Raw genomic sequence first — 21143 nt, forward strand, 5'->3', positions numbered from 1 at the left:
TCGCGGCTCCGCTTGACCCGAGGGAAAGGCCAGGACGAGAGTCCCGCCATGGAGAAGTCACGCCGCAGCGCCGTCGGTGAGCGGAGCCGCCGCGCCATCCTGGATGCCGCGCTTCAATGCTTCACGAAGCTGGGATGGGCGGCGACGACCATCGAGGACATCCGCGAGCTCAGCGGCGCCAGCGTGGGAAGCGTCTACCATCACTTCGGAGCGAAGGAGGGCATCGCCGTCGCCCTCTACATCGACTGCCTGCGCCAGCATCAGGAGGTGCTGCACACGCGCCTGGAGCAGGTGCACGACGCGGAAGGCTTCATACGTGCCATCGTCACGCACCACATCGCCTGGTCGCGCGCGAATCCCGAGGCGGCGCGCTATCTCATCCAGATGCGCCGCGAAGAGGCGGTGGCCGCCGCCGAGCCCGAAATCCAGTCCGCCACGGGCCACTTCATGCGCGAGGGCTACGCCCAGATGAAGGCCTACGCGAAGGAGGGGCAGATTCTCGCCCTGCCCTCCTCCGCGTACATACCGCTGATGCTCGGGCCCGCGCAGGAACTGCTCCGCTACTGGGCCAGCGGCCGCGGCGAGCTGAAGCCGGGCATCGAGAAGGTGCTCGCCGACGCGGCGTGGAGATGCCTGCGTCCGGAGCCGCCTCCACGCAAGACGCCATGACGAGTGCGCGGTTGTCTCGGAATGGCGCACGCCGAAGGCGATGGCCGGAACGAGCACACCGACTCATCTCATCCCCGGCAGCACGGGATGACGGCCCCGGCGTCAGCGTGTCCCGCCTGCGCGGCTCGCATCCGATGCGCGTGACAGCAGACGAGCACCCGCGCGGACTGTTAACCGTATCCACTGAACGCTGAACAATGCCCCGGGACTCAGGCGCCGCGGTCCGGACCACCAGCGCGGGCTCATCGCGCTGCCCCGCCACCCGCCGGACACGGCACCGCATTGAATTCTCGATGAACGATGGCCGAGTGCGCAGGCGCCGCAGTCCGGACCACCAGCGCGGGTTCATCACGCTGCCCCGCCGGACGCGGCACGGCATTGAATGCTCGATGAACGATGGCCGAGTGCTCGGGTGTGGCAGTCCGGAATGCCGGCGCGACCCTCTCGCGTTGCCCCGCCAGCCGGACGCAGCACCGCATTGAATTCTGAGAGCGCGTTGCCGCCGAAGGCGCACGCCCTCCGGACCACCAAAGAGGTTGCCTTTGCAGCGTCTGACCCGTGATGTCAGTCCCCTCCGGTAGAAGGGTTTCATGGAAGGAACGTTCCTTCCACGGGACGGCCGCCCCGGAGGGGGCGGGAGGGGCAGGGGCATGGGGTTCACGGAGTATTTCCTGTCGGGGATGATGCAGAGCTCGGCGGAGGTGCTGGGCCAGCACGGCTACGAGCACGTGAAGGCCGAGCAGTTGGCCCGGGCCGCGGGCATGTCGGTGGGCTCGCTGTACCGACGCTACGGCAGCAAGCCGCGCTTCGCTCAAGAGGTGCGCGACTTCAGCGAGAATGTCTTCTGCCAGGACGTGGACTGGGCATACATCTGCAAGCACGGGGCGGAGGGCGTCACCTTCCGCGAGGCCTTCTTCGTTTTCTGGAACGCGATGGCGAAGTGGGCGCTGGGCAAGCCCGGCCCCTTCAGCTTCACCTTCCTGCATCCGAGGGTCCCCGGCCAGCAGGTGCCCGGCGGCGCGGCGCGGGCGCTGGTGCGCGAAGTCCTCCAGCACGGCGAGCAGGAACAAGCGCTGAGGCCCGGCTGCGTCAGGGCGGGTGAAGCCCTGGTCTGGGGCACGTTGACGGAGCTGGCGCGGGCGTCGGCGGAGCGCAACGAGCCGGTGTACCTGGAGGACATCGCCGAGTCGGGAGAGGCCCTCTGGCTCGCACTGGCGAAGACGGATGGCTCCGGCGGCACTCACGGGGGCGGCACGAAGCCTCGTGCCGCGCAGCTCGAAGCCGCCACTCCCGAGCGACTCTCGGATGTGGGCGCCCCCGAAACACTCGACGCGCCAGAGGCCGACGCGTGCGCCGGCGCCTCAGGTCTGGTCACCCTTGCCGGCCAGGGCCCAGGCGATGGCGTCGGAGATGCGGTCCTGGCCGAAGAAGAGCTCTCCCCGCACCACACAGTTGGGGGCACCGAAGATTCCCAGCGCCGAGGCCGCATCGGTATTCGCGCGGAGCCGGGCCTTGTTCTCGTCGGTGACGGCCGAGGCGAGCACCTTCTCCGCATCGACGCCGAGCCCGCGCAGCACCTCCGCGAGGACGGCCGGCTGCGAGATGTCCCGGTCCTCCGCGAAGTTGGCGCGGAACACGGCGCGAATGAAGTCCCCGAGCCAGGGCTGCCCCTCTCCCGCGCAGGCCACGCGCAGGGGGAGCACGCTGCCTCGGGGGAATTCACTCGGACGCGTCCAGGGCAGGCCGTGCTTCGCGCACAGCCGCTCCAGGTCGCGCCACATGTACCGGCCGCGCAACGGATTCACGTTGAACGGCGAGTCCTTGATGCCGAGCTGCGCGGTGAACAGCGGCCCCAGGAGGAACGGCTTCCACACCAGGGGCACTCCGGCAGCCCGGCACTCCTCCTCGATTCTCAGCGCACCCACGTACGAGTAGGTGCTGGCGAACTCGAACCAGAACTCCAGCGGCGCGGCCATGTAGACCTCCTTGCCGCGAGGTCTACACGCGCTCGAGCACCGCCGCCACCGCCTGGCCGCCGCTCGTGCACAGCGTGACGACGGCCACACTGCCGCCGCGCCGCTCCAATTCATCCAGAGCCGAGCCCACGAGCATGCTCCCCGTCGCGCCCAGCGGATGGCCCAGGGCGATGGCGCCGCCGTTGACGTTGACGCGCTCCAGGTCGATTTCCAGCGCGCGCGCCGTCTGGAGGACGACGGCCGCGAAGGCCTCGTTGATTTCCCACAGGTCCACGTCGCGCGGCGTCAGGCCCGCGGCCTTCAGCGCCTTGAGCGACGCGGGCGCCGGGCCCGTGAGCATCAGCACCGGGTCGCTGCCCACGGCGGAGACGGCCCGCACCCTCGCGCGAGGCTTCAGCCCGTGCGCCTTCACGTACTCGCCGGACGCCACGAGAATCGCCCCCGCGCCGTCCGTGATTCCGCTGGACGTGCCGGCCGTGTGCAGGTGCTTCACCTCGCGGGCCCGGGGCCACGCGCGCACCGCCAGCGCATCCAGCGTCTCACCATTCGGCCCCGCGGGCTGCGCGCCCGCCTGCGTGAAGGCCGGGGCGAGCGCCGCCAGCTTCGCAAGCGACGTGTCCGCGCGCGGAGAGTCATCCGCGGCCAGCAACACCTCGCCGGTGTCCGGGTTCTTCACGGGGAAGAGGCTCTTGTTGAAGCGCCCCTCCTGCTGCGACCGCACGGCGAGCTGCTGCGACCGCAGGCCGAACGCGTCCAGCTCCTCGCGGGTGAAGCCCTCCAGCGTGGCGATGAGGTCGGCGGAGATGCCCTGCGGTACCTGGAAGAGGCGCTCGCGCAGGCGGAGATTGTTGCCGTCCGTCCCTCCGCCGTCGGCGCCCAGGCCCAGCCGGCTCATCTGCTCCACGCCTCCGGCCACCACGAGCCGCTGCGCTCCCGAGGCCACGCCCATGGCGGCCAGCGACAGCGCCTGGAGCCCCGAGCCGCAGAAGCGGTTGAGGCTGAGCGCCGGCACGGAGCTGGGCCAGCCCGCGACGAGCACCGCCTGCCGCGCGATGTTGGCGCCCTGCTCTTCCAACTGGGCCACGCAGCCGATGAGCACGTCATCGACTTCCGACACGTCCACCTGCGTGCGCTTCGGAAGCTGTTGCAGCGTCTGCGCCAACAGCTCCTGCGGGTGCAGCCCGCTGAGGGCGCCCTTCCCGGGCTTCGCACGGGCCCTCGGCGTCCGGACCGCATCCAGAATGTAGGCATCCATCGTCATACCCCTCCTGCTCGCGGCGAGGCCTCGTGCCCCGGTCATCGCGCGGCAACCATATTGTGGCCATAATATGGTCGCAACCCTCCGTGGCATCCCCGCGTCCCAAAAGGAGATTTCGCACATGGCGCCCGGGACAGGGGAAAGAGACCAGAGGCCAGATGATGGATATAATCTGGATGGAACAGTGAGGTGACAGCGGATGGGACATCCCCCGGAGCAGAAGCAGGCGACGCACGAGCGCATCCTGGAGGCGGCGGGGGTCCTCTTCCGTCGGCAGGGCTTCTCGGCGACGAGCGTGGAGAACGTGATGCGCGCCGCCGGGCTGACGGTGGGGGGCTTCTACGCGCACTTCGGCTCGAAGCAGGCGCTGCTCATCGAGTCGCTGTCGCGCATCATGTCGCGGCGCCGGGACGAGTGGTTCCAGGGGCTGGAGGACCTGCGAGGCGCGGAGTGGCTGAGCCACGTCGTGAGGCGCTACGTCAACCGGGCCCACCGTGACGCGGAGGTGCCCGCGTGTCCGCTCCCCGCCGTGCTGTCCGACGTCGTCCGGGGTGAGGCGGAACTGCGGGAGACCCTCGCGAAGGGCGTGGACCACATGGTGGAAGGCATCGCCGCGAACCTCCCCGCTGACGAACGGGCGAGCGCCCGGGAGCGCGCGCTGGCGGCCTATGCGCTGTGCATCGGAACGCTGACCCTCGCCAGGGCCACTCATGGGACGGCCCTGTCGGACGAGCTCATCACGGCGGCCCGCCGCGCCTCCGTGCTGCTGGCGGAGGCGAAAGAGAAACCCGAGACGTGAGGCGCGCACGACTGCCGCGCCTTGCCATGGCGACTCCGCGCCGCAGAAGGCATGAGAGAAGTCCGAGAGGTGAAACAAGCACGGCAGCTGCGCCTCGCCGTGCGCGGGCATGGCCTGCTTGCTCATGTTGGCAGGCAGCGATTCAGCCCCACCGCCGATGCGCAAGGGGCCGGCTCGCGGCGGCCTCTGTCCCCGGGCTACAGTCCCGGCCCGAGATGATTCGCGAAAACCCGAGCGTGCCGATTCTCACGGGCCTGGTCCTGGTGGTGCTGGGGCTCATCATCGGTGGCGAGCTGCTTCAGGACTCGAGCGCCAACGAGGACCCGACGGTCGCGAGGCCGCTGCGTCCCGTGGCGCGCACGCCGGGCCGGCAGCCGACCTCGCCGTCGTCGAAGCTGGCCGTGAGCCTCGGGTGTGTTGCTCTCGGCGCGGGGCTGGGCCTGTATGGATTGCGCCAGTCGAAGCGGCAGGGCTTGCTGCTGCGGGACGGTGTGCCGGTGACGGGGCGCATCGTCCACATCCAGCATGCGCGCAAGCGCAGCAGCCGCGTCACCTACCGATTCACCGACGATGATGGCCAGGTGCGCGAGGGTGTATACGCCACCCTCTTCGCGGGAAGCCCGCTGGATGACTGGCAGGTGGGCACCGAAGTCACCGTCGTCTACGACGCCGCCGACTCGCGCAATCACACCCTCGACGTGGACCACGTGCGGCGAGCGGATGCCGCGTTGCGACGGCTCTGACCTGACATGCCCATGTACGAGCGCCGTACTCATGGCCTGAGCCATCCCATCGAAGTCTTCGCGAAATGCGGGATGCACACCCAGGAGTGGACCGAGAAGGTGAACCACGTGAGCCTGGATGTACTCCTGCAAGAGGCGATAAAGCGAAGCCGGGGGTTGCCTGAGCGCTGACCCAAGCGTGGCCAGTGTGCGTGTCCGGACGCGACGGACCGAGAGCCCTCACGCCGTCTCGGTGCGCAGTGTGATGGGATGCTCGCGCAGCCACTCCTGGCTGCGCTGGATGCGCGCGGCGGCGGCGGGCAGGCCCATGCTCTCCAGTAGCGCGCGGTAGGGCTCGAACGTCTCCGACGTCCACGTGGTCGACGCCTTGAGGTCCGCGAGCATCACCATCTCCTCCGCCGAGCGCCCCGTGGCCTCCTGCCTCGACGTGAGCAGCGCGGCCAGCGTCATGCGCGCGGGCTCGGCCTCGAAGGCGATGGCGGTGTCCATGAACGCGGCGCGAGTGGCCTCGTCCGCGGACGCATCCTTCGCCTTCTCCCGCAGGCGCCCGAGCAACCCGGCCAGGAAGTCCTCGTCCAGCGCGCCCTTCACCGCGCGCATCATCGCCGTCACTGCCTCCCGCCGTATCGCCGGGTCCGCGCCTTGCGGCAGCGACTTCAGCGCCTGCATCGGCTCCCACAGGACGCAGGTGAGCCACAGCTCCTCCTCTGGCGCGAAGATGGGCGGCGCGGACGGCTCACGCATCCGCGCTTCGACGCGAGTGGCACGCTCTCGGGCCTCGCGGGCAATGCGCTCGGCGATGCCCGGGTCCGACTGCACGTAGCGCGTCAGCGCATCCACGTCGCCGCCGCGCGCCTTCTGGAGCGCCTCGCGCGCCTCGGGCGGCAACGTCTCCTCCGCGAAGCTCCCCGCGAGCGCCTCGTACTTCTTCACCAGCTCCGCGTGCTTCGCGCTCCACTCGCGGAACTGCACGTCGAACACCACGTCCAGCAGCGGGTTGTCCTCCGGCCGGGAGCGGCCCGTCTTCCTCGACGCCGAGGCGAACAGCACGCCCACGCTCAGGGCCTGCCTGTCCCCCGCCGAGAGTCCCGCCTCCGAGGCACGTCCGAGCAGCGCCGTGCCCAGCTCCTCCAGGAACGCGGGCGTGCCCAGCTTGCGCACCGTCCCCACGAGCAGCTCGCGCCGGGCGCTGAGGGCATCCTGCCCCTCCTTGTCCGCCAGGCGCGCCAGCTCCGGGCCCACGTGGTCGGCGAAGGCCTTCGCGTCGAAGCGGAGGCCCGGAGCGGGGCCCCACCCGGTCAGCAGCGCGCCCAGGCGCACGAGACAGCCGGACAGCCGCGACGTGTCCGGGTCCCCCAGAATCTCCATCGCCGCCTTCAGGTCCGCGGCGAGCGGATGGGCGGGAGCGGGCGGAGGCGCGGCCTTCGCCCGGTCCTCGGCGGCATGACAGACCTTGTACTTCTTGCCGCTCCCACAGGGGCACGGGTCATTGCGGCCGGGCTTCTTCGAGCTCAATCAGTCGTCCTCACGGGTCGCACTGGCGACGGGTTCAATCCGGCGCCACCGTAGCAGGCGGCCTCCCGATGCAAACGCCGATGTGAGGTCGAGATGCTCGACGGACAACGACCTACTTGCTCGTCGGAGCGGGAGCCACGCCCTCGACGTGCGCCTTCCCGTCCTTGTCCACTTCCAGCTTGAGGCGCGGCGCCCCCTGCGGGTCCATCAACTCCAGCGTGGCGACGCCATCCCTCACCCGGAGGGAGATACGCTGCGCGGAGGCATCACCCAGGCGGAGCTCCGGCTGCCCCTTGTCGACCGAGAAGCACAGCGCCTCGACCCACTCGTCCGTGTCGAAGCAGAACGCGCGCATGCCCATGGGCTCCAGGACTCCGAGCCCACCCACTTCCTGCCCCTCCGAGCCGATGAACTGGATGCCATAGGCCTTCACCTTGCGGCCGGCGGCCCCCTTGGGAGGCGGAAGCGGAGCTCCGAGCCGGAGGCGCACCTGGCCCTGCTCATCGACGATGTTCACCTCGCGGGCGTTGATGGACTCGGCCGTCTGCCCACCCGTCGTGGCACAGGCGCAGATGACACAAGAAGCAAGGAGGACGGTGAGCGGCAGGGCGGACTTCGACATGGGGGCTCCCCTTCGTGGATGAGAAGCCAATGTGAGGGAAGCCCACCCAGAGCCCAAGCCATGGTTGTGTCATGAATCCGCCAGGATTGAGCCGGGCTCACACCACGTCAGCCGTGAAGCTCGCGCGCTCCTCCGCGGTGAGGTCCGGCCGCTGCTCACAGCCCTGCGCCGCCGCGCGAATGGCGGCGTCCATCACAGACATCACTGCCAGCGCCTGCGCGGGCGTCACGGGGTTGGGTCCCCTGCCCTCCAGCGCGTCGCGGAGGGCTCTGTAGTAGCGACGGTAGTCACCGGGTGGCGCCACCGTGGTCCGCTCGGCCCCCGTAACACCGTCCAGCAATCGCCCGGGTGAAGGGTCCTCGCCCCAGCCCGGGGCTCCCGGCTTCACGTCCGCGCGCAGCCGGTCCTCCTGCGTGTCCATTCCGTACTTGAGCCACGTGCCCTTCGTGCCGTGCACCGCGAAGCGAGGCATGCCGCCCGCGACGAGCATCGACGCCTGGAGCACGACATGCCGCCGCGGATACGCGAGCGTCACCTGGCACCAGTCATCCACCTGCGCACCGTCGCGATGCTTGCCAAGCGTTGCCGCCACGGTGTCGGGCAGTCCGAACAGGCACAGCGCCTGGTCCACGAGGTGAGGCCCCAGGTCGAACCAGACGCCCGCGCCCGGCAGGGCCTGCTCGCGCCACCGCGCACGCACCTCGGGGCGGAAGCGGTCGAACCGCGATTCCATGTGCGTCACCCGCCCGAGCGCGCCCTCCTCCAGCACGGCCCGCAGCGCGAGGAAGTCACTGTCCCAGCGCCGGTTGTGGAACACCGACAGCACCCGGCCTCGCGCCTTCGCAAGAGCGCACAGGGCACGCGCCTCCGCCAGGGTGACGGTGAAGGGCTTGTCGACGACGACGTGCTTCCCCGCCTGGAGCGCGACCTCGGCCAGCGGCGCGTGGCTCTCGTTGGGCGTGGCGATGACGACGAGGTCCACGTCCGGGTGCGCCGCCGCCTCCCGCGCGGACGCCACCACCATCACCCCGGGTAGATGTGAGCGAACATTCTCAGTCTGACTGGACGCGACGACGCGGAGGTCCAGCCCGTCCACCGACTGAATCAGCGGAGCATGGAATGTTCTTCCCGCGAAGCCATGGCCCAGCAGCGCGACACGTACGCTCATCTTTCGGAACCCTCACGCACCCGCATAGCATCCGGACTCCCCCTTGGAGGATGAGTCCCATGCGCCCCTTGCCCCTCGCCTTGCTGCTGCTGTCCGGAACCAGTCTCGCTGCGGTGAAGAATGTCTCCACGGTAGCCCAGCTCCAGTCGACGCTCGCCTCGGCACAGGCGGGCGACGAGATTGTGCTCGCGGACGGCACCTATAACGTCACCCAGAACCTGGGGTGTTCAGCGGAGGGCACCGCGTCGCAGCCCATCCTCGTGCGCGCGGCGAACAAGCACGCGGCGCACATCCGCTTCAATGCGACGGAGGGCTTCAAGGTCTCCGGCCGGTACTGGACGTTCGACGGGCTCGACATCGAGGGTGTGTGCGCGGTGGACAACGACTGCGAGCACGCCTTCCACGTCACCGGGCACGCGGAGAACTTCGTCCTGCGCAACAGCCGCGTCCGGAACTTCAACGCTCAGCTCAAGGTGAACGCGACGAAGAACGCCAGCGGCGTCTACGAGATGCCGCACCGGGGCCTCATCGAGCGCAACGAGGTCTACGACACGCGCGCCCGGAACACCGGCAACCCGGTGACGAAGCTCAACATCGACACCGGCGACGACTGGGTGGTGCGCGACAACTACCTGCACGACTTCTCCAAGGCGGGCGGCATCTCCTACGGCGCCTTCATGAAGAGCGGAGGCAAGCGGGGCGTGTTCGAGCGCAACCTCGTCATCTGCGTCAAGGACGCGCCGGCGGGAGACACGCGCATCGGCCTGTCCTTCGGCGGCGGTGGCACGGGGAACGCGTTCTGCGCCCCCGCCTTCGACCCGGACGTGACGTGTGACCCGGAGCACACGGACGGGGTGGTGATGAACAACATCGTCATCAACTGCTCGGACGTGGCCGTCTACCTCAACAAGGCCAAGAACACGCAGGTGCTGTTCAACACGTTCATCTCCACCACGGGCGTGGACTTCCGCTACGCCTCCAGCACCGGCAGCGCCCACGGCAACGTGATGTCCTCCGTGGTCAAGGCCCGCGACACCGGGAGCTTCGACGCGGGCACCAACCTCATGAACGTGGCGACGGGCACGTGGACCACCTGGTACCAGGCGCCGCAGAACGGAGACCTGCGCCTCAAGGGTGACGTGTCACAGCTCATCGGCAAGGCGGCGGCGAGGACTCCGGTGACGGTGGACTACTGCTCGCGGCCCCGGCCCACGGGTGGGGCGTACACGCTGGGCGCGCTGGAGCACTCCCTGGGAGATTGCAGCGACGCCGGCACGGGCGGCCCCGGTGACGCGGGCACGGATGCAGGCACCACGGCCGACGCAGGCACCACGGCGGACGCGGGTACGAAGAGTGACGGCGGCACCTCGGGAGGAGTGGACCCGGGCCCTGCTCCTGGTGGAAACGCGGACTCCGACGAAGGCGGCTGCAACGCGGCGCCTGGCCTTGCCGCCGCGCTCGTCGCCCTGCTGCTGCCGCTCGCGCTGCGGCGCCGTGAGTCCAGGCCCCGGCTCTGAATAAAACGCGGCGCCGCCCGCCGAGGAGGTCGGGCGGCGCCGCTCCCGGGGCCGTGTGTGGTCCAGGCAACTGGGCAGGAGTTGCCAGTCGGTTCACGGCCCGCGGTCATCCATCAACCGTGGTGGTGCAGGCTCTCCACGAGGTACGGGTCGCCCGCCGGAACCATCGGCGCCGAGCGCACCGCGCGCGTCACCGCCAGGACGAAGAGCGCGCCCACGCCCAGGAAGCCCGCCACCTCGAACACTCCGAGCCCCGCGCCATCCGGATGGTTCGCCGGAGCCACCATCAGGTGCAAGTCCAACCAACGCCCCGCCAGCAGCACGGCGGCCACGCGCAGCACGTGCGTCGGGCTGCGCTTCGCCGGCCTCGGCAGCAGCAGCAGGAAGGGCAGCGCCCAGTTCAGCACCACGTTCAGATAGAAGGGCACCTCCCACCCACCGTGCATCCGCGCGATGAAGTAGACCGTCTCCTCCGGGATGTTCGCGTACCAGATGAGCAGGAATTGCGAGAACCAGAGGTACGCCCACAGCGTGGCGAAGCCGAACATCAGCTTGCCCAAATCATGGAGGTGGCTGGTGTTGAACTGGGGCAGCGCGCCCGCCCGGTGCAGTAGAATCGCGGCCACCGCAATCGCGCACACGCTGGAGCTGAGCATCCCCGCGACGTTGTAGAGCGCGTAGATGGTGCTGAACCAGTGCGGCTCCAGGCTCATCAGCCAGTCGAACGCCGCCAGGCAGAACGTCAGGCCGAAGAGCACGAGGAACACCGCGGACACCGCCACGTTGCGCTTCGTCAGCGCCACCGTCTGCTCCGTGTCCTGCTTCAGCGAGTTGCGCCGCAACATCCACGTGAAGCCCGTCCACAGCGCGAGCATCACCACCATGCGGATGGTGAAGAAGGGCACGTTGAGGAAGGCCACCTTCTTGTGCAGCAGGTGGTCCGTCTCCATGATGCCCGGCCGCGCCCACAGGTAGAGCTTCGGCGCGAAGGGCACCAGCGCCAGCATCGTCACCGCGCCCCACGGCACGTACGACGCGAAGGCCTCCGGAATCCGCTTGAAGACGGTGAACCAGCCCGCGTTGGCCACGTACATCAGCGCCAGGAACATGGCGCCGCCCAGCCCCAGGCACAGGAAGTAGAAGCCGCTGGTGAGCAGGCTCGACAGCGCGCGCTCCGGCTGGAGCGCCACACCCGCGGCCAGCGTCCCCAGGCCCAGCACCGCCACGGCCAGGGCCGCGCGGCGCACGCCCGGGCCCACCTCGAATCCTCCGCTCGACGCGGGAGGCACCTCATGCACGTGGGAGCTCATGGCACGTCCTTCCGCGCCGTTTGCGCGGGGTTCTGCAGCGTCCGGATGTAGTGGACGATCTTCCACCGGTCCTCCGGCGCCACCTGCGAGCCATGCGCCGGCATCAGCCCCTGGCCCGTGGTGATGATGTGGAAGATGCGCCCGTCGGGCAGGCCCTTCGCGTTCTCCGCCAGCAGCGACGGCGGCATGGGGAAGCGCGCCGTCACCAGCCCATCACCCATGCCTCCCGAGCCGTGGCACGGGCTGCAATACCGCTGGAAGGCCACCTGCCCTCGAGCCAGCACCTCGGGCGAGGCGGGATAGGGATTCTTCAGCTCCTGCCCCGCCTTCACCGCCGCCTCCGGGCCGGAGGCCAGGTGCAGCGGCTGGAAGCCGCGCGGCACCGTGCCCTTCGCGGGCCCCACCAGCGTCTTGCCGTCCGGCGTGTTGGGGTTGGGCGCGAAGCTGTCGTACGGCACCGAGGACACCATGTCCGGCGCGTACTCGTAGTTGGGCCGCGTCTCGTCCTGCTCGCAGCCGGCGGCGGCCACGGCCAGGGCCACCACTGCTGGAATAACCTTCCTCACGACGCCACCTCCATCCGGGCCGTCTCCACCGCGCCGTGCCGGCGCAGCATGTCCTCCACAACGGCCGCGTCCCCGGCAACCGCGTCCCCGGCGGCCTCGCGCGGCTGGACGGCAATCGCGAACCGGTCATCCGTCACCCGGGGCAGCGCCACGCGGCGGTTGCCCGGGAAGAGCTTCACGCGCCCCAGGAAGGAGGCGACGGTGATGAGGGCGGCGAAGAGCACCGTCAGCTCGAACGCCACGGGGACGAACGCGGGGAACGAGTTGAACGGCTTGCCGCCCACGTTGAGCGGCCAGCTCACCACGCTGGTGTACAGCTGCAGCGCCAGCGCCAGCGAGCCGCCCATGAGCCCCGCACCGAAGCACACCCAGGTGAGGCGGCTGGGCTTCAGGCCCATGGCCTCGTCCAGGCCGTGCACCGCGTAGGGCGTGTACACGTCATGCAGGGTGAAGCCGGCCTCGCGCACCGCGCGCGTGGCGTCGAGGACCTTCTCCTCACTGTCGAAGTAGCCGACGAGGACGGGGGCGCTCATACGGGGGCATCCTTTCGGGTGGCGAGGGCCAGCGCCGGAGCCGCGAGGCCCTCCGTCGCGGGCTGCACTTCCGCGGCGGCGTGCGCAGGCTTGCGGGTACCCCGGGTGGCGGCCGCGTCGGCGTGCGGGTCTCTCGCGAAGCCCAGCACGCTCTTCACCTCGCCGATGGAGATGATGGGCAGCACGCGCACGAAGAGGAGGAACAGGGTGAAGAACAGGCCGAAGGTGCCGATGAAGGTACCCGCCTCCACCGCCGTCGGCGTGTACATGGACCAGCTCGACGGCAGGAAGTCGCGGTGCAGGCTGGTGACGATGATGACGAAGCGCTCGAACCACATGCCCACGTTGATGACCAGCGACAGCACGAAGATGGCCGCGGGCGAGGTGCGTATCTTCTTGAACCAGAACAGGTGCGGCGACACCACGTTGCACGTCACCATCGTCCAGTAGGCCCAGGCGTACGGGCCGAAGGCGCGGTTGAGGAAGGCGAAGCGCTCGTAGTCGTTGCCCGAGTACCAGGCGACGAAGAACTCCGTCCCGTACGCCAGCGACACCAGGCCGCCGGTGACGATGATGACCTTCGTCATGTTCTCGAGGTGGCGAATCGTAATCAGGTGCTCGTAGCCCAGCACCACGCGGGTGATGATCATCAGCGTCAGCACCATGGCGAAGCCGCTGAACACCGCGCCGGCCACGAAGTACGGCGGGAAGATGGTGGTGTGCCAGCCGGGGATGACGGACGTGGCGAAGTCCATGGAGACGATGGTGTGCACGCTGAGCACCAGCGGCGTCGCCAGGCCCGCGAGCAGCAGGTACACCGTCTCGTAGCGGCTCCACGTCCGGTGCGAGCCCGTCCACCCCAGCGACATCACCTTGAAGATGGCCTTGCGGATGCCCGCCTTGGCGCGGTCTCGCACGGTGGCCAAATCAGGGATGAGGCCCACGTACCAGAACACCGCGGACACGGTGAAGTACGTGGAGATGGCGAACACGTCCCAGAGCAGCGGCGAGCGGAAGTTCACCCACAGGCTGCCGCGCGAGTTCGGGTACGGGAACACCCAGAAGGCCAGCCAGGGGCGGCCCATGTGGATGAGGGGAAAGATGGCCGCGCACATGACGGCGAAGAGCGTCATCGCCTCGGCCGCGCGGTTGATGCTGGTGCGCCACTTCTGCCGGAAGAGGAAGAGGATGGCGGAGATGAGCGTGCCCGCGTGACCGATGCCCACCCAGAACACGAAGTTGGTGATGTCGAAGGCCCAACCCACCGTCTTGTTCAGGCCCCACACGCCGATGCCCGTGCCCACCTGGTAGGCGACGATGCCGGCGCCGGTGCCCAGAATCGACACCGCCACCGCGAAGGCGGCCCACCACCGCCAGGTGGGTGGGCGCTCCATGGGCGCGCAGATTTCCTCGGTGAGCTGGCCCAGGCTGCGCGCCTCGCTGACCAGCGGCACGCGCAGCGGGGACAGGTGCTGGTTGCTCATGACTCGCTTCCCGACCCGGTGTTGCGGATCTTGGTGAGGTAGGTGATGGACGACCCGATGTTCAGCTCCTCCAGCAGCCGGAAGGCGCGGCCGTCCTTCGCGAGCTTCGCCACGGCGCTGCCGGGGTCATTGATGTCGCCGAAGTGGATGGCCTTCGCGGGGCAGCTCTGCTGGCACGCCGTCTGGATGTCGCCGTCGCGCAGGGCCCGGCCCTCGCGGTTGGCCAGCGCCTTGGCCTCGGTGACGCGCTGGACGCACATGGAGCACTTCTCCATGACGCCGCGGCTGCGCACGACGACGTCCGGGTTGAGCACCATGCGCTCCAGCGGCTCGTCGTGCTTGTAGTCGAACCAGTTGAAGCGGCGGACCTTGGTGGGGCAGTTGTTGGCGCAGTAGCGCGTCCCCACGCAGCGGTTGTAGACCTGCTGGTTGAGCCCCTCGCTGGAGTGCATCGTCGCGAGCACCGGGCACACCGTCTCGCACGGCGCATTCTCGCAGTGCTGGCACATCATCGGCTGATGGACGACCTGCGGATTCGCCTCGTCGCCCTCGTAGTAGCGGTCGATGCGCATCCAGTGCATCTCGCGCGAGCGCAGCACCTCGTCGCGCCCCACGCTGGAGATGTTGTTCTCCGCCTGGCAGGACACCACGCACGCCGAGCAGCCCGTGCACGCGCTCAGGTCCACGGCCAGCGCCCACCGGTGGCCCTTGTACTCGTGGCCGGACCAGATGGAGAGCGGGTGCTTGTCGTTGCCGCCGTGCGCCTCGTGCTCCTCGTTGCCCGCGCGCGGGTTGGCCAGGTACTCGGCCAGCTCCGCCTCGCGCACGTGGGGGCGCCCCTCCAGCCGGTGGTACGTCTGCGTGAGGGCGAGCTTCTGCGTCTCGCCCGTGGCCTCCACCGTGACACCGGGCACCATGCGCCGCGCCTGTCCGCCCACCACGCCGGCCAGCGGGTAGCCATTGGAGCCGATGCCGTCGGCGATGCGGCCCGCCTTGGTGCGGCCATAGCCCACCGCCACGGCGATGACGGACGGGTGTGTACCGGCCTGCACCAGCACCGGCAATTCCACCGTCTTCCCACCCGAGCGCACGCGCACCACGTCGCCATCGGACAGGCCCAGCGCCTTCGCTCGCGCCGGGGCGATGCAGGCCTGATTGCCCCACGTCGCCTTGGTGATGGGGTCCGGCACCTCCTGCAGCCAGGCATTGTTGGCGAGCGCACCGTCGCGCACGCCCACGTTGGGGAACAGCACCAACTCCCAGTCCACGGACGCGCGGGCCACACCGGCCAGGGCCTTGGCCAGCCCATCCTCGCGGAAGGCGGGCGCGGACACCTGCGTCGCGGGCAGCGTCACCACGCCCCGGCGCACGGCGTCGTCCCAGAAGGCGGTGAAGTCCTGCCCGGACGCGGCGCGGGGGAACACCTCCGTCTCCCAGCGCGCGCGCAGGAAGTCGTAGTGCGACTGGGGCGCGCCCGCCCACAGGAGCAGCGACTCCACCAGGGGCCGCGTCTCGTGCAGCGGGGCCACCGCCGGCTGGCGCAGGGACAGCACGCCGCGCCGGGGCTCCGCGTCACCCCAGGACTCGAAGGGGTTGGAATCCGGCGCGTGGTAGCGCGCCAGCGAGGCCGTCTCGTCCAGCCTGTCGTTGGTGGCCACGGTGAGGAGCACGGACTTCAGCAGCGTCGCCAGCTCGTCGCCGCGAGGGTCCGCGTAGGCGGGGTTGACGCCGGCGAAGAGCACCGCGCCCACGCTGCCCGCGCGCAGCTCCGTCAGCAGCTCGCCGTAGGACATGGCGTCCGCGTCCAGCGCCACGCCGTCCGCCACGGACACCGTCGTGCCCTCGTTGCCGAGCAGCGCGTTGGCGGTGTTGGCCAGCACCTGCGCGGCCACCTCGTCCCCCCCCGCCACCACGAGCGCCCTGCCCCGCTGCGCCCACAGCGCGTCCGCCATCTCCTCCAGCGCCTTCTCCTCCAGCCTCGGCGCGGGCACGGAGGCCACCGCCGGCACCGCGCGGCCCGCCTTCTGCGCCAGCCTGCGCACGAGGTCCGCCAGTGCGGGCGTCAGGTCCGACGGGGCCACGAGGAAGCGACGGTCCGCGGCGGCGCCGGTGAGCGTCAGCGCGGGCTCCACCTGGAAGTGCCGCGCCATCTCCCGCTTGCCGGCCGCGTCGCGCGCCTCGGAGTACTGGCGCGTGAAGGCCACCGGAGACACCCAGGTGCCGAGGAAGTCCGCGCCGAAGCTGGCGATGACCTTCGCCTGGTCGAAGCGGTAGTCCGGCACCACGCGCGCGCCGTGCGTCATCCGGTGCGCGTCGCCGATGGCGGCGAGCTCGCCCAGCGGCTCGTAGCGCACCGTGCGCGCCGTGGGGTACGCGGCGAGGAAGCGCTTCACCGCGGCCTCGGCCGTGGGGCCCATCACCCAGGGCAGCACCACGCGGATGGCCATGCTCGCGTCGGCGGCCTGCTTCAGCCCCTCCGCCACCTTCTTGTCCAGCGCCGCCCACGCGGTGCGCTGGCACGACAGCGCGGGGAAGCGCGCGCGGCTGGCGTCATAGAGGGACAGCACGGACGCCTGCCCCACCGCGCACACGCCGCCCTTCGAGACGGGGTGCTCGTCGTTGCCCTCCACCTTGATGGGGCGGCCGTCGCGCGTCTTCAGCAACAGGCCACACTGCGCGCTGCAGCCGTTGCAGGTGGACGCGTACCAGAGCGCCAGGCCGGGCGTGACTTCATCCGGCCGCGAGACGTAGGGGATGACCTTCTGCACGGGGGCGCGCTGGCAGGCCACCATGGCGGCGGCGGCGCTCAGGCCCATCACCTTGAAGAAGTCGCGGCGGCTGCTCGCGTCGGGCTGCACCGCGGCCACGCCCACCGGGAGCTCCTCGGCGAACTCGTTCCGCGCCTGCTCGGGCAGCTCGCCCGCGCGCTGGGCCAGGCTCTGCCAGTATTTCGGAAGGGACTCGGACATGGGAGGCGGTCCTCAGCGGTGACAGCTCGAGCAGTCCGTCGGGGGCTGCAGGATTCGGGGGGCCTTCAGCGGCTCGGGCGCCGGGGCCTGGGTGGACATGGCGAGCAATTCGCCGGAGCGCGGCGCGGAGGGCGGAGGCGCGGAGACCTGCTCCGCGGCCGTCGTGCGGTGGCAGTCCAGGCACCAGCCCATCGTCATCGGCTCGGCCTGCTCCACCCGCACCATCTCCTGCACCTTGCCGTGGCACGTCTGGCACTTGAGGCCCGCGGTGACGTGGCTGGCGTGGTTGAAGTACGCGTGGTCCGGCAGGCGGTGGATGCGCACCCATTCGATGGGCTTGTTCGCCGACACCGCGGCCGCCACCTTCTGGATTTCGGGCGAGTCCGTCTTCACCTGCGTGTGGCAGTTCATGCACACGCTGGAGGCGGGCACGCCGGCATGGCGGCTCTTCTCCGCGCCCACGTGGCAGTACTGGCAGTCCAGTTCGTACTGGCCGGCGTGCACGGCGTGGGAGAAGGCCACGGGCTGCTCGGGCATGTAGCCCTGCTGGTTGTTCACCGGGCCGCTACAGCCGGCCAGGGCCAGGGCCAGCAGCGCGCCCGCGTGGCCGGCGGCGCGGTTGAGGCGTGGAAGGCGAATCGAGTCGTTCATGGCGGTGGGCCGCGCGCTTCAGCGGGCGGTCTCCTCCCGGGGCGTGGCGAGGAGGTTCGGCTCGGTGGCCTGCGGCACCCGCGCCACGGCGGCGACCTTCCGCGCGCGGGCGAAGGGGGCCAGCGCGAGCAGCACGAAGCCGCAGAGGAGGTGGACCTGGAAGACGAGCGGCGCCTGCGCCAGCGGCGTCGCGTCCGGATGGAAGGCCAGCACCGAGCGCAGGTACGGCACCGCGAGGTGGAGGTACCACGCCGAGGCCCAGCGCAGCGTCACGGCGATGTGCACGCCGGTGAGCACCTGCGCCAGCAGCAGGCCGAGGAAGCCGGCCAGCACCCACTGGCCTTCACGCGCACGGCGCAGGGTGAGGCTCAAGAGGCCCCAGCCGAGCAGCAGGCCGCCGATGAGGCTCACCGCCTCCAGCGTGAAGAGGCGCGCCGGAGAGGCACTGAAGGCCTGCATGGCCTTGGGCGCGGCCAGCCCCAACAGGTGGTTGAGGGCCACGGTGACGCCGCCGGCCAGCACCGCGCGGCCCGCGGGCGTCCACGGCTCGCTGGGGGCGCGCTTGGGCTCGCGCGTGGACAGGCGGTGCACGGTGCCCGCCACGGCGGTAACGGCGGCCGCGTAGGGAAGGAAGGAGAAGAGGAGGGAGTCGCTCACGGGTGGCCTCGCACGAGCAGCGCCGTCAGTGGGCGCGCGGGTCCTTCCCGCGCGGCCCCCAGACGAGTCCGATGAATCCCAGCGCGGCGATGAGCCCGACGACGCCGAGGTAGAAGAAGTCCCTGTCCTTGCGCGGCCGGCTGCCGTCGCGCGAGACGTCCGCGAGGTATGCCTTCACGGCGTACTGCTCCTCCTCCGTGAGAGGCGTCTTCGCGTACAGCTCGCGCATCAGCGGCGTGTCCAGCTTCGCCAGGAGCGGTGTCACGCCCCGGTCTCCGAGGCGCGCGAAGGTGAAGGTGAGGTTGGGGCCCAGCGTGCCGCCGCCGGCCACGCCCGCGCCGCGCACGTCGTGGCAGCCGAGGCACGCGGCGCCGCCATTCGCCAGCGGCTCGGCGCCCTCGAAGAGGCGGCGGCCTCGAGCGATTTCCTCCGGCGTCGCGTCCGTGCCCGGCTTCGCGGTGGGGGTCGGCTTGCAGTTCCCCTTCCCCTTCGCGGTGCAGTCGCGGAAGAAGGCGAAGAGGCTGGCGCGCTCGTCGTCGGTGAGCGCCTGGTCCGGCATGCGCACGCCGTTGAACTGCTTCAGGAGTCCGGCGGCGACGGCGTCACCGGAGTCGATGAGCGCGCCCGGGCTCTTCAGGAAGCGGGTGACCCAGACCTCGTCGCGGCGCTCCAGCACGCCGTGCAGGTCGGGGCCCACGCGGTCGCCCTCGCCCATCGAGTGGCACGAGCCACAACGCTGGGTGAAGAGTTTCGCCCCCTGCGCGGTGCCTTGCGCCAGCGCAGCGGGTGCCACCAGCACGACCAGGAGCTGAATGACGGGGGACAGGCCGCGCGTGAATCTCGGCCTTCGTCCGCCCAGGGCTTGTGTCCGCATCGCTGCGTGCCCCTCCAAAGGGAGGCCGGGCTCAGTGCCCGGCACGCAGCGTCATGACTGCAATGAGAGGGCCAGGATGCCCGCTTGCCAACACAGAGGCGGACTGTGGGGATCAGCGGCTGAAGGAGCGCAGCTTTTGCGCCGCGAGGCCCGCGCGAGCGCAGCATTTTCCCGCAAGGGGGCGCCGCGCTCGCGATACGGCCGCATCACATCGCGGTGGAGGTGAACACGCCGCGGCCGATGGCCATGATGCCGCCGACAATGAAGACGAGCGCCAGCACCACGCCAATCAGGGGCAGCACGAAGGCGGGCTGGGGGCGGCGGCGGTTGAGGGACATCGTCACCTGGGCGGTGGCGGCCGCGAGCACCATCATCACGATGTGGCCGATGAGCGCGGGGTAGTAGACGCGCGTCACCAGCACGAGGATGCCGAGCAGCACCTGGGTGTGCAGCAGCCCCGCGAAGGAGGCGCCGAGGATGCGCCCGCCCTTGTCGAAGGGCCGCTTCGTGGCGAGTCCGAAGGCGAAGTACGCGAGGGCCAGCACCCCGGCGAGCAGCACGAGGTAGCGGAGCCCGGAGTGGGCGTAGAAGAAGAATCGGTCCATGGGCCCCGCTGCTTAGCAACGCGCGGGGCGCCACGCACGTTTCACGCGCGTTTCAGGTAACGCTTCAGGACGGGTCCGGCTTGGGCGTCCTCGGCGTGCTGGGCGGCAGGGGCGGCGCGGAGATGAGCTCCTGCGAGGGCAGCTCGCCGGTGAGGCTCTTGAGGAAGGCGACCAGGTCGTCCACCTCGGCGTCCGTGAGGGTGCGGGCGAGCTGGTGTTTCGCCATGAGGCGCACCATGGCGGGCAGCTCCTTCACGCTGCCGTCGTGGAGGTACGGGCCCGTCTTGTCCACGTTGAGCAGCGTGGGCACGCGGAACTTGCCCCGGTCGTCCTCGTTCTTCGTCGCGTCGAAGCGGCCGGCGTCGGTGAGGCCCGGGTAGTCCTCCACGAGGCCGAGCTTCTGGAAGGACGTGCCGCCCACCGCCGGGCCGTTGTGGCACGTGGTGCAGCCGGTGGTGGCGAAGAGCTGGAGGCCGCGCTGCTCCTGCTCGGTGAGCGCGTCGTGCCTGCCCGCGAGGTACTGGCTGAAGCGGGACGGCGTGGTGAGCCGACGCTCGAAGGCGGCGATGGCGCGCGCGGCGTTGGCCAGCGACACGGGCTTCTTCTCGCCGGGGAAGGCCTCGCGGAAGCGGGCGGTGTACTCGGGGATGGAGTTGAGCGTGGCCACGACGCGCTTCTCGTCGGGCATGGCCATCTCCACCGGGTTGAGGATGGGGCCCTGCGCCTGCGCCTCCAGCGTATCCGCGCGCCCATCCCAGAACTGCGCGATGTGGCCGCCCGCGTTGTACACGGTGGGCGAGTTGCGCGAGCCCTTCTGCCCCTTGTGCCCGTCCGACAGCGGCTTGTTGTCCACGCCGAACGTCGTCAGGCCGTGGCAGGTGTTGCAGGACACGTCGTGGTTCTTCGACAGGCGCGGCTCGAAGTAGAGCATGCGCCCCAGCGCCACCTGGACCTCGGTGTCCTTCGGCTCGGGCTTCGCGTCCTTCGCCCTGGGCAGCGGCTGGAAGAAGTGGGTGAGCTGCTCGGGCGTCAGCGGCTTCGGCGCGCGCGGCTTCGCGGCGACAGGTGCCGGCGCGGCGGGCGCGGGCGCGGGTGCCACCACGGGCTCCGGGGTGCGCTCGCACGCGGGGAGCGCCGCGGCGCCCAGGGCAGACAACGTGAGGAGCGGGAGCAGGCGATTTCGGAGCATGGGATGTGGGCCCTCCGCGAAAGCCGGAGACGGGCGCG

The 21143-nt window shown here is 70.3% G+C and carries 19 protein-coding genes and 1 pseudogene; 5 read left to right on the forward strand and 15 right to left on the reverse strand.

Features of this window, described 5'->3' with window-relative positions; genetic code table 11:
- Positions 1-48: 48 nt before the first annotated feature.
- The gene (locus tag ACVTJA_RS39130) at positions 49-669 is read left to right on the forward strand and encodes a TetR/AcrR family transcriptional regulator (protein WP_465828010.1); all 621 of its coding nucleotides are present in this window, start codon (positions 49-51) and stop codon (positions 667-669) included.
- Positions 670-1352: 683 nt separating this feature from the next.
- Positions 1353-1418, forward strand: a pseudogene (locus tag ACVTJA_RS39135) (hypothetical protein); the annotation flags it as partial.
- Between the two features lie 612 nt (positions 1419-2030).
- On the opposite strand, the gene ACVTJA_RS39140 reads toward ACVTJA_RS39135, so the two are convergent.
- Together ACVTJA_RS39140 and ACVTJA_RS39145 are read right to left on the reverse strand one after the other, a co-directional pair.
- Positions 2031-2645, reverse strand: coding sequence for a DsbA family protein (locus tag ACVTJA_RS39140; protein ID WP_465828012.1), 615 nt, complete (start codon positions 2643-2645; stop codon positions 2031-2033).
- Between the two features lie 22 nt (positions 2646-2667).
- Positions 2668-3900: an acetyl-CoA C-acyltransferase gene (locus ACVTJA_RS39145; RefSeq protein WP_465828014.1), complete on the reverse strand. Its 1233-nt coding sequence runs from the start codon at positions 3898-3900 to the stop codon at positions 2668-2670.
- Positions 3901-4102: 202 nt separating this feature from the next.
- Here ACVTJA_RS39145 and ACVTJA_RS39150 point away from each other — a divergent pair, with 202 nt between their 5' ends.
- Positions 4103-4702 (forward strand): TetR/AcrR family transcriptional regulator, encoded by a 600-nt coding sequence (locus ACVTJA_RS39150; protein ID WP_465828016.1) that lies wholly within the window; start codon positions 4103-4105, stop codon positions 4700-4702.
- 215 nt (positions 4703-4917) lie between these two features.
- Positions 4918-5445 carry a DUF3592 domain-containing protein gene (locus ACVTJA_RS39155; RefSeq protein ID WP_465828018.1) on the forward strand — a complete coding sequence of 176 codons (528 nt, stop codon included), beginning with the start codon at positions 4918-4920 and terminating at the stop codon, positions 5443-5445.
- A 219-nt stretch (positions 5446-5664) separates the two neighbouring features.
- On the opposite strand, the gene ACVTJA_RS39160 is transcribed toward ACVTJA_RS39155, so the two are convergent.
- The 3 genes from ACVTJA_RS39160 to ACVTJA_RS39170 form a co-directional block, all read right to left on the reverse strand.
- Positions 5665-6960, reverse strand: coding sequence for a YecA family protein (locus ACVTJA_RS39160; RefSeq protein WP_465828020.1), 1296 nt, complete (start codon positions 6958-6960; stop codon positions 5665-5667).
- 112 nt (positions 6961-7072) lie between these two features.
- The gene (locus tag ACVTJA_RS39165; protein ID WP_465828021.1) at positions 7073-7582 is read right to left on the reverse strand and encodes a hypothetical protein; all 510 of its coding nucleotides are present in this window, start codon (positions 7580-7582) and stop codon (positions 7073-7075) included.
- Between the two features lie 97 nt (positions 7583-7679).
- Positions 7680-8750, reverse strand: a complete 1071-nt coding sequence (locus tag ACVTJA_RS39170) for an oxidoreductase (RefSeq protein ID WP_465828022.1) — start codon at positions 8748-8750, stop codon at positions 7680-7682.
- Between the two features lie 59 nt (positions 8751-8809).
- Between ACVTJA_RS39170 and ACVTJA_RS39175 the strand changes: the two genes are divergently transcribed.
- Positions 8810-10267, forward strand: a complete 1458-nt coding sequence (locus ACVTJA_RS39175; protein ID WP_465828024.1) for a chondroitinase-B domain-containing protein — start codon at positions 8810-8812, stop codon at positions 10265-10267.
- Between the two features lie 113 nt (positions 10268-10380).
- Here the strand turns inward: ACVTJA_RS39175 and ACVTJA_RS39180 are convergent, their stop codons facing one another.
- The 10 genes from ACVTJA_RS39180 to ACVTJA_RS39225 form a co-directional block, all read right to left on the reverse strand.
- The gene (locus tag ACVTJA_RS39180) at positions 10381-11577 is read right to left on the reverse strand and encodes a hypothetical protein (protein ID WP_465828026.1); all 1197 of its coding nucleotides are present in this window, start codon (positions 11575-11577) and stop codon (positions 10381-10383) included.
- A complete protein-coding gene (locus ACVTJA_RS39185) occupies positions 11574-12143 on the reverse strand; it encodes a c-type cytochrome (RefSeq protein WP_465828028.1) in 570 nt (189 codons plus the stop codon). The genes ACVTJA_RS39180 and ACVTJA_RS39185 overlap by 4 nt, the downstream gene beginning before the upstream one ends.
- A complete protein-coding gene (locus tag ACVTJA_RS39190) occupies positions 12140-12676 on the reverse strand; it encodes a DUF3341 domain-containing protein (RefSeq protein ID WP_465828030.1) in 537 nt (178 codons plus the stop codon). Before ACVTJA_RS39190 ends, ACVTJA_RS39185 begins: the two co-directional genes overlap by 4 nt.
- Positions 12673-14160, reverse strand: coding sequence for an NrfD/PsrC family molybdoenzyme membrane anchor subunit (nrfD, locus tag ACVTJA_RS39195; protein WP_465828032.1), 1488 nt, complete (start codon positions 14158-14160; stop codon positions 12673-12675). The genes ACVTJA_RS39190 and nrfD overlap by 4 nt, the downstream gene beginning before the upstream one ends.
- Positions 14157-17129 carry a TAT-variant-translocated molybdopterin oxidoreductase gene (locus ACVTJA_RS39200; RefSeq protein WP_465828033.1) on the reverse strand — a complete coding sequence of 991 codons (2973 nt, stop codon included), beginning with the start codon at positions 17127-17129 and terminating at the stop codon, positions 14157-14159. The genes nrfD and ACVTJA_RS39200 overlap by 4 nt, the downstream gene beginning before the upstream one ends.
- Positions 17130-17141: 12 nt before the next feature.
- Positions 17142-17780: a cytochrome c3 family protein gene (locus ACVTJA_RS39205; RefSeq protein WP_465828035.1), complete on the reverse strand. Its 639-nt coding sequence runs from the start codon at positions 17778-17780 to the stop codon at positions 17142-17144.
- A gap of 18 nt (positions 17781-17798) precedes the next feature.
- Positions 17799-18437: a respiratory nitrate reductase subunit gamma gene (locus ACVTJA_RS39210; protein ID WP_465828037.1), complete on the reverse strand. Its 639-nt coding sequence runs from the start codon at positions 18435-18437 to the stop codon at positions 17799-17801.
- Between the two features lie 25 nt (positions 18438-18462).
- Positions 18463-19311: a c-type cytochrome gene (locus ACVTJA_RS39215; protein WP_465828038.1), complete on the reverse strand. Its 849-nt coding sequence runs from the start codon at positions 19309-19311 to the stop codon at positions 18463-18465.
- 206 nt (positions 19312-19517) lie between these two features.
- Positions 19518-19916, reverse strand: a complete 399-nt coding sequence (locus ACVTJA_RS39220) for a hypothetical protein (RefSeq protein WP_465828040.1) — start codon at positions 19914-19916, stop codon at positions 19518-19520.
- Positions 19917-19980: 64 nt separating this feature from the next.
- Positions 19981-21105 (reverse strand): cytochrome-c peroxidase, encoded by a 1125-nt coding sequence (locus ACVTJA_RS39225; protein WP_465828041.1) that lies wholly within the window; start codon positions 21103-21105, stop codon positions 19981-19983.
- Positions 21106-21143: the final 38 nt, after the last annotated feature.

This window comes from Pyxidicoccus sp. M6 (assembly GCF_055568925.1).

What these genes read in the sequence shown, in the direction of transcription:
- ACVTJA_RS39130 (WP_465828010.1), top strand. Translation starts at nt 49, where the DNA reads ATGGAGAAGTCACGCCGCAGCGCCGTCGGTGAGCGGAGCCGCCGCGCC.
- ACVTJA_RS39140 (WP_465828012.1), bottom strand. Translation starts at nt 2,645, where the DNA reads ATGGCCGCGCCGCTGGAGTTCTGGTTCGAGTTCGCCAGCACCTACTCG.
- ACVTJA_RS39145 (WP_465828014.1), bottom strand. Translation starts at nt 3,900, where the DNA reads ATGGATGCCTACATTCTGGATGCGGTCCGGACGCCGAGGGCCCGTGCG.
- ACVTJA_RS39150 (WP_465828016.1), top strand. Translation starts at nt 4,103, where the DNA reads ATGGGACATCCCCCGGAGCAGAAGCAGGCGACGCACGAGCGCATCCTG.
- ACVTJA_RS39155 (WP_465828018.1), top strand. Translation starts at nt 4,918, where the DNA reads ATGATTCGCGAAAACCCGAGCGTGCCGATTCTCACGGGCCTGGTCCTG.
- ACVTJA_RS39165 (WP_465828021.1), bottom strand. Translation starts at nt 7,582, where the DNA reads ATGTCGAAGTCCGCCCTGCCGCTCACCGTCCTCCTTGCTTCTTGTGTC.
- ACVTJA_RS39170 (WP_465828022.1), bottom strand. Translation starts at nt 8,750, where the DNA reads ATGAGCGTACGTGTCGCGCTGCTGGGCCATGGCTTCGCGGGAAGAACA.
- ACVTJA_RS39175 (WP_465828024.1), top strand. Translation starts at nt 8,810, where the DNA reads ATGCGCCCCTTGCCCCTCGCCTTGCTGCTGCTGTCCGGAACCAGTCTC.
- ACVTJA_RS39180 (WP_465828026.1), bottom strand. Translation starts at nt 11,577, where the DNA reads ATGAGCTCCCACGTGCATGAGGTGCCTCCCGCGTCGAGCGGAGGATTC.
- ACVTJA_RS39190 (WP_465828030.1), bottom strand. Translation starts at nt 12,676, where the DNA reads ATGAGCGCCCCCGTCCTCGTCGGCTACTTCGACAGTGAGGAGAAGGTC.
- nrfD (WP_465828032.1), bottom strand. Translation starts at nt 14,160, where the DNA reads ATGAGCAACCAGCACCTGTCCCCGCTGCGCGTGCCGCTGGTCAGCGAG.
- ACVTJA_RS39200 (WP_465828033.1), bottom strand. Translation starts at nt 17,129, where the DNA reads ATGTCCGAGTCCCTTCCGAAATACTGGCAGAGCCTGGCCCAGCGCGCG.
- ACVTJA_RS39205 (WP_465828035.1), bottom strand. Translation starts at nt 17,780, where the DNA reads ATGAACGACTCGATTCGCCTTCCACGCCTCAACCGCGCCGCCGGCCAC.
- ACVTJA_RS39215 (WP_465828038.1), bottom strand. Translation starts at nt 19,311, where the DNA reads ATGCGGACACAAGCCCTGGGCGGACGAAGGCCGAGATTCACGCGCGGC.
- ACVTJA_RS39220 (WP_465828040.1), bottom strand. Translation starts at nt 19,916, where the DNA reads ATGGACCGATTCTTCTTCTACGCCCACTCCGGGCTCCGCTACCTCGTG.
- ACVTJA_RS39225 (WP_465828041.1), bottom strand. Translation starts at nt 21,105, where the DNA reads ATGCTCCGAAATCGCCTGCTCCCGCTCCTCACGTTGTCTGCCCTGGGC.